This window comes from Desulfocastanea catecholica (assembly GCF_054657295.1).
Genome location: NZ_BAAHYZ010000034.1, coordinates 22,264 through 29,832 on the forward strand (window position 1 = coordinate 22,264; position 7,569 = coordinate 29,832).

Here is a 7,569-nt window from a genome sequence, read left to right on the forward strand (position 1 = left end):
GGAGTGATTATTGAGGTGTAGTTCTGCAGAGTGTAAGAGCCATTCCATTAATTCCCCCTTAAATAATGGGGATTTACATCAGCTAAGTTCCTTTAACTTTCTCCACAGGGTGGTGCGGCTAATTCCTAATATTTTTGCGGCCTTGGCTTTAGAAAATTGTGCTTTATGCAAAGCCTTGTGAATAGTTTCAACTTCGGATTCCGGATCAGAGAGTTTAAGGTTTTCCTTTACCTGTTCAGGTATCTCTTTCTGACTACTTACCTCCTCCTTATCAACTATATTGCTCAGATCAGCAAAAAGAGAATCGAGGCTGGCAGTGCACCCTTGAAAATTACTGTTGAGCAAAAGCTGTTCGGCAAAATGCTTGAGCTGTCTGACATTTCCCGGCCAGGAATAATCAGTCAGTTTGTCTATGTAGGGTTGTGGAAGCTCTATTGGCGTGATACCATGTATTCTCGCATGGTATTGTATAAAATGTTTCAATAACAATGAGATATCTTCTTTTCTCTCACCCAGGGACGGAAGAGTAATGCGGAGCACATTCAACCGAAAAAACAAGTCCTTACGAAATTTACCATCTTGAACGACCGACCATAAATCTTTCCCTGCAGCTGCAATAACACGAACATTAACAGGGATTTTACGATCTGCCCCGATACGCATCACTTCTTTTTCCTGAAGGACCCTGAGAAGACGCAGTTGGACACTATGAGACGTGGAATCTATTTCATCAAGAAATATAGTTCCCTGGTGGGCCATTTCAAAAAGGCCAAGTTTGCCGCCTTTTTTAGAACCGGTAAAAGCCCCTTCTTCATAACCAAACAGTTCACTCTCTAGAAGTTGTTCGGGAAGTGCACCACAATGTACCGAAACAAAAGGCATTTTGTTTCTTTGACTTAAGTTGTGGACAGACTGCGCAATTACCTCTTTTCCCGTACCAGTCTTTCCCATTACCAGGATAGTTGAATCAGTTTTCGCTAACTCTTTGCTGGTATTGACAATTTTATCCATAGCAGCACTACAATAGATAAGATCTTCCAGAATGTATTTTGCGACAAACCCTTTGGTCAAAGTGCGTCTGACCTTGTTTTCAGCCCGCATTACATTGGCAACTTCCTTAAATGAGGACACTACTCCTACAGTGTGATCTTTTACAATTATAGGCTCCTGATTGTAAACAAAGAGCTCGCTGCCGATTTCCTCTACTTTGTCCTGTACGGATGTCTGTCTCTGCAAGGCACGTTGCAGGTTTACATTGGTAATTAAGCCCGATGCCGGAGTGCCTAAAACATCTTCATTGCCAACATTTAAAACAACTTTTGCTTTCTTGTTTATGGTTGTCAAAAGCCCTTTGGAATCGATTGAAATAATACCATCAGATGCAAGATCCATAATCGACTGATAACGCAAGGTTGTTGCCTTTTGCTCTCTATTTGAGAGTGCTGCAGATTTTGCATTTTCAATAGTTTCAATGATGTTTTCTTTTGGAGTAATCAACTCCTGAAACATCAAGCCGCACTTCATGGCAAAACCCATTGTTGCCAGCCCTCCCACAATAGCCCCAAAACCCTGATGTGAAGCGTCTAATATTAATTCACCAAGGCTCGTGGAATCGAAATATACACCCTGGGCAAATTGGACATCGAGAAGCTCTTCGACAATTTCCAATCCACTGATTTCATTCCTGAAATTTGGCATAAATATCTTCATATTTTTTTCAGGAGCCTCTGCCAGCCTGTCTGCAGCTTTCTTGATGCTGGTCAGAATGCTTAGAGAAGATTGGGGAAATGAAAATACAGGAATACGGAGGTTCTCACGAAGGAGATGTGCTGTCCCTCGGCGACTGATAATTGCTTCAACACCCTCCTGTTCCATCCTCTTTCCAACAGGAATCGCACCTTCCAGGCTCTTATAAAATATTTGGAAGGTATCTTTCTGTTCTTTGGCAATCTTTTTTATTTCGTCGCCAATGGAAAGACTGGAAATAAAAACACCGATGTTAAATGGTATGCTTTTCAAACCACCCCCCCTGTTTAGTTTGTTTCATTTGTTTCAAAACGAAACATTACTTCCCAGTATTGAACAATTTGTCAACATATTTTGTCAAACCTACGAAGGTGTACAAGTTGTGCCCAAATAGAAAACCTCCTATACGAGGGGTAACGATAGAGAAATCGCAACAACGAAGCAGATGAAGATTTTTTACGACGCTATCAACCTTTAATGTGTCTTCAAAACAAGAAACTCTTTACCTTTGCTGGGCGCTGTTGCAGGACTGCTGAAAATTATTCGAAAAAACACCGAAAAAAAGAATCCACACTCCTGCTGGCACGTTTTGTGAAGAATACGGTCATAGAGATGAGGAGTTTTACGACGCCATTAACGACGCCATTAATAATTAAACTCAAGGTAAATGATATGGCCCACAATAATCGATCTAACGCTGACCTTTCAGCGACCTATGACGTACTCGTCATTGGCGGCGGAAATGCGGCACTCTGCGCTGCAATGACAGCGAGAGAGAGGGGAGCTTCAGTTCTTGTGCTGGAAGCATCTCCTGAACATTATCGCGGCGGCAATAGCCGGCACACTCGCAATCTGCGCTACATGCATGTTAAGGGAAATGAATTCCTGACTGGTCCCTATCCGGAAGATGAATTCTTTGACGATCTCCTTCGTGTTACCGGTGGCGAAACTAATGAGCAGCTTGCCCGCTTGACAATCAGAGAATCGAACAACGTCGGTGAGTGGATGCAGAAACACGGCTGCATGTTTCAACCTGCCATGCGCGGCACACTGCATCTTTCCAGAACCAACGCCTTTTTTCTTGGCGGGGGCAAGGCTCTGATGAATTCTTATTATCGGACTGCCAAAAACCTTGGTGTTGTCATCAGTTACGATACAGAAGTACAAGATTTAGTGATAAATGATGGTCAATTTTCCGAAGCCAGAGTTGTAAAAAATAACCAGACACAAACGGTCAAAGCCAAATCTGTAGTCCTGGCATCTGGCGGTTTTCAGGCGAATCTGGCGTGGTTAAAAGAAGAATGGGGACCGGCTGCGGATAATTTCATAGTGCGTGGCTCACCATACGACAAAGGGCGTATGCTTCGCGTCATGTTGGACAATGGTGCCAAACAGATAGGTGACCCTCGACAGTGCCACGCTGTCGCCATTGATGCACGGGCACCCAAATATGATGGAGGTATTGTCACACGTCTTGATTGTGTTTCTTTTGGGATCGTCGTCAACAAAAATGCTCAGCGTTTTTACGACGAAGGAGAGGATTTTTGGCCAAAGAGATACGCCATCTGGGGCCGACTGGTTGCTGGGCAACCGGACCAGATCGGTTATTCAATCATCGATTCGAAATCCATCGATCTGTTTATGCCATCAGTGTTCCCTCCAGTGGAAGCCAATACACTGACTGAACTGGCCAAAAAGCTGGAACTGGATCCTGCTGAACTTGAGAAAACAGTAGCAGAATTCAACAAGGCCACGAGGCCGGGATCATTTGATCCTGGTGAACTTGATGATTGTAAAACGGAAGGATTGGAACCACAAAAAAGCCATTGGGCCCGGCCAATCGACACCCCACCCTATTATGGATACCCACTCAGGCCGGGAATCACCTTCACCTATCTTAGTGTTGCGGTGAATGATAAAGCGCAGGTTATCATGCAAGACGACAAACCTGCTGCAAACATATACGCAGCAGGAGAAATAATGTCCGGAAATATTCTCGGCAAAGGTTACATGGCGGGATTCGGCATGACCATTGGGACAGTTTTCGGAATGCTCGCAGGAAAGGAGGCAGCAAATCATGTCATCTAATACATTGAAAGAAGCAGGCCGGGTAATGACAATCTGCAATTCCTGTCGTTATTGTGAAGGTTTTTGCGCAGTCTTTCCGGCTATGGAATTGCGCAGAACTTTTACCAGTGGGGATTTAAAATATTTGGCCAATCTCTGTCACAATTGCAGAGATTGCTATTATGCCTGTCAATATGCCCCGCCACACGATTTTGGTCTGAATTTCCCTAAGGCCATGGCAGAACTCAGGATAGAAACGTATAGCGAATTTGCCTCACCGAAATTTTTATCCGGCCTCTTTCAACGAAACGGTATCACGGTACTTCTGATAACTCTTCTAAGTATTGTAGCGGTCTATTTTACCGCCAGTCTCACCAAAGGCAGCGATGCTATAACTGGGATCTTCACCGGTCCGAATTCATTTTATGCTGTCATCCCTTATGCCGCAATGCTCGTGCCCTTTTCAATTCTCGCACTCCTTGTCGCCATCGCTTTCTGGAGGGGTATCCGCAATTTTTGGAGAGAAACCGCAGCAGGGCCAGAGACCCTGCTGAGCCGACATGGCAATTTAGGAGCCGTTTGGGATGTGCTCACTCTGAAATATCTTGAAGGTGGTGGTCACGGTTGCAACTATCCCACCGATGAATTCAGCACCATCCGTCGAACTATGCACCATGCAATATTTTATGGTTTTCTAGCAGCTTTAGCTGCTACAACAATTGCTGCGATATATGACCACGTTTTCCATATTCCTGCACCGTATCCGCTGTTCAGTTGGCCGGTGATGCTGGGGACGATAGGCGGGGTGCTGATGCTCATAGGTACAGCCGGAATGTTGTATCTCAAAACCCAAATGGACCCAGAGCCCGGCACATCTAAGTCGTTTGGCATGGATGTCGCCTTTGGTCTCCTGCTCTTTTTCACAAATCTCAGTGGCTTACTGTTACTGGCTTTCCGTGAGTCATCCTTTATGGGAACATTGCTGATCCTGCATCTCGGCCTGGTTCTGGCATTTTTCATTACCATGCCCTTTGGAAAATTTGTACACGGTGTTTATCGCTATATCGCGCTGGTTAGACACTCACAAGAGCAGGCAAAATCAGCTGAAGAGCTTTAACACTACTGTGACTTCTACAACCAAAAGGATCTGTGCAATGATAACGCAATATAAGCTGGAATCCGAACAGCGGTCGAAAGACGGAATTCCCCCTCTTCCTTTAACTGCGCAACAAGTCTCAGAGCTTCTTCTGCTGATAGAAGATAATCACCAGGAAAGAGAGTTTCTGGTATCACTTCTTGAAAATCGCGTAGAACCAGGAGTTGGTCAACCGGCAAAACTGAAGGCATTATGGCTTGAGCGGGTGATCCTGGGTGATATCAAATCCGATGCCATTGGTCCGGAAAGAGCAATAACAATGCTTTCCCTTATGAGCGGCGGATATTGCGTTGAGGTCCTCGTTCGCTTGCTTCAGGCAGGACGCTACCAGGCTGAAGTGGCTGGTGCATTGAAACACCTGACCAAGGTATACGATGCTTTTGAAATGATTAAGACACTCGCCGCTGAAAACCCTTTTGCAGACGAAATTCTGAGATCCTGGGCACGGGCTGAATGGTTTACCGCTGCAGCACCGCTTCCCAGCCAAATAGAATTGCATATCTATAAGGTTGACGGTGAAATAAACACCGATGATCTCTCCCCGGGGAGCCAGTCGCATACTCGTACTGATATCCCGTTACATGCTACCTTTTTTGGTAAATCACGGTTTCCCGGTGGAATGGCAGCAATAAGCGAAATGCGGGCAAAAGGTGGAAATGTCGCCTTCGCAGGCGATGTCGTTGGCACAGGCTCATCAAGAAAATCTGCGGTCAACTCATTGCTTTGGCATACCGGTAAAGACATTCCGGGTGTTCCCAACAAGCGAAGAGGTGGCTTTGTGTTGGGAGGAACCATAGCACCTATTTTTTATGGTTCCGCTCGAGACGCCGGGGTTTTGCCCATAGAATGCGATGTCTCAAATATCTCAACCGGAGACACTATACATTTTAATCCGGATGAATGGGAGCTGAAGACGAGTAGCGGGTTAATCCTTGATGCTCCACCACCTCCGGCAACACTCCTGGACGAATATCGTGCCGGCGGCCGACTCAACCTGATTATAGGCAAGAACCTCACTCGATCAGCATGCGAGGCAACCGGGATTCCATTTCCGGATTTCTTCAAAGAGGAGACTGGTCCTGCTCCAAAAAAAGGCCAGGGATACTCTCTCGCCCAAAAAATAATCGGTCGGGCTTGCGGTGTAGATGGAGTTTTGCCAGGCACCTTATGCTTGCCAAAAATATCTACGGTTGGATCTCAGGACACCACCGGCCCAATGACCATGCAGGAAATCGAGGAGCTTGCCTGCACAAAATTCAAAACTGATTTCTTTCTCCAGACATTTTGCCACACAGCAGCTTACCCAAATCAAAAGGATCAGGGGAGATGGGCGACCTTGCAAGAGAGCACGAGAAATTGCGGAGGCTTGGCACTCAATCCTGGCGATGGAGTGATTCATTCATGGCTCAATAAGATGCTCGTGCCCGATCAGGTGGGGACCGGCGGTGACTCTCATACCAGGTTTCCTCTGGGGATATCATTTCCGGCCGGTTCAAGTCTGATCGCCTTTGCCGCGGCTCTTGGGTTTATGCCACTGGAGATGCCGGATTCGATTCTAATCCGGTTTCATGGCAAAAGAAAAGCTGGAATCACCGTTAGAGACATGGTGAACGCCATCCCCTACTATGCTATTCAACAAGGATTGCTTTCTGTTGATGGCAAAGACAAAAAGAACGCTTTTTCAGGAACAATCATCGAAATTGAAGGGGTGGATGACCTGAGCGTCGACGAAGCATTTGAACTCAGTGATTCGTCGGCTGAGCGCAGTGCCTCAGCCTGCACAATAAAACTTCCCCTTGAGACAGTTGTAGAACAGGTAAAACGAAATATCACAATCCTTCGTACTCTTTTAGAAAACGGCTATCAAACACAAGCCGCTCTGCAGAAAAGAATTGATGACCTGGAAGAATGGCTGGAAAATCCTAAATTACTTTGTCGCGACGATAATACCGAGTTCAAAGCAAGACTTGACATCAATTTAGCGGACATTACCCAGCCTATCCTTGCCTGCCCAAATGACCCTGACAATATCCGACTCTTAGAAGATTGCGCAGGTACCTCAATTGACGAGGTTTTTATTGGATCGTGCATGACGCATCTAGACCACCTGAGGTCGGCTGCCAGGCTCTTTTCTGGAGGAGGCTATTCGACCAGCCGTCTATGGGTGGCACCTACGACTCGCTTGGACCGGGATGCGATCAAACAGGAAGGGAGTTATGCAGTATTTGCAAAGGCGGGCGCACGGATAGAAACCCCGGGCTGTAGTCTTTGCATGGGCAACCAGGCCCGAGTGAAACCCGGTTCTACGGTTTTCTCTACGTCGACCAGAAATTTCAATAACCGTTTAGGTGACAATACAAAGGTTTACCTTGGTTCGACCGAGATAGCTGCAATGAGTGCATTAAGTGGTGTAATACCTACCGTCAAACAATATTTTGAATATGTTGCGGAAAAGACCAGTAATTCAGCTTCGCAACCAAATCGCTGACACCTGGTTCCATCTACAGATGTGGTGCGTAATGTGCTATTAATTTTTAACAGGTTACTCCTGTAATGAAGAGAAAAAAATGGCAAAGAATAAACTCAAAGAAATCATCATT

General features: G+C 45.8%; 4 protein-coding genes. 3 read left to right on the forward strand and 1 reads right to left on the reverse strand.

What is annotated here, in order from left to right:
* Nucleotides 1-78: 78 nt before the first annotated feature.
* Complete coding sequence (locus tag ACYQ8U_RS20420) at nt 79-2,019, reverse strand: sigma 54-interacting transcriptional regulator (protein ID WP_459947413.1); 1,941 nt, start codon at nt 2,017-2,019, stop codon at nt 79-81.
* A 399-nt stretch (nt 2,020-2,418) separates the two neighbouring features.
* Here ACYQ8U_RS20420 and tcuA point away from each other — a divergent pair, with 399 nt between their 5' ends.
* From tcuA to ACYQ8U_RS20435, 3 genes are read left to right on the forward strand one after another with little or no spacing between them, the layout of a single operon-like run.
* Nucleotides 2,419-3,834 (forward strand): FAD-dependent tricarballylate dehydrogenase TcuA, encoded by a 1,416-nt coding sequence (gene tcuA / locus ACYQ8U_RS20425; RefSeq protein ID WP_459947417.1) that lies wholly within the window; start codon nt 2,419-2,421, stop codon nt 3,832-3,834.
* Nucleotides 3,824-4,930: a tricarballylate utilization 4Fe-4S protein TcuB gene (gene tcuB / locus ACYQ8U_RS20430; RefSeq protein ID WP_459947414.1), complete on the forward strand. Its 1,107-nt coding sequence runs from the start codon at nt 3,824-3,826 to the stop codon at nt 4,928-4,930. Before tcuA ends, tcuB begins: the two co-directional genes overlap by 11 nt.
* A complete protein-coding gene (locus ACYQ8U_RS20435) occupies nt 4,863-7,457 on the forward strand; it encodes a bifunctional aconitate hydratase 2/2-methylisocitrate dehydratase (protein ID WP_459947415.1) in 2,595 nt (864 codons plus the stop codon). The genes tcuB and ACYQ8U_RS20435 overlap by 68 nt, the downstream gene beginning before the upstream one ends.
* Nucleotides 7,458-7,569: the final 112 nt, after the last annotated feature.

Coding starts and splice junctions, on each gene's coding strand:
- tcuB (WP_459947414.1), top strand. CDS start 3,824: ATGTCATCTAATACATTGAAAGAAGCAGGCCGGGTAATGACAATCTGC.
- tcuA (WP_459947417.1), top strand. CDS start 2,419: ATGGCCCACAATAATCGATCTAACGCTGACCTTTCAGCGACCTATGAC.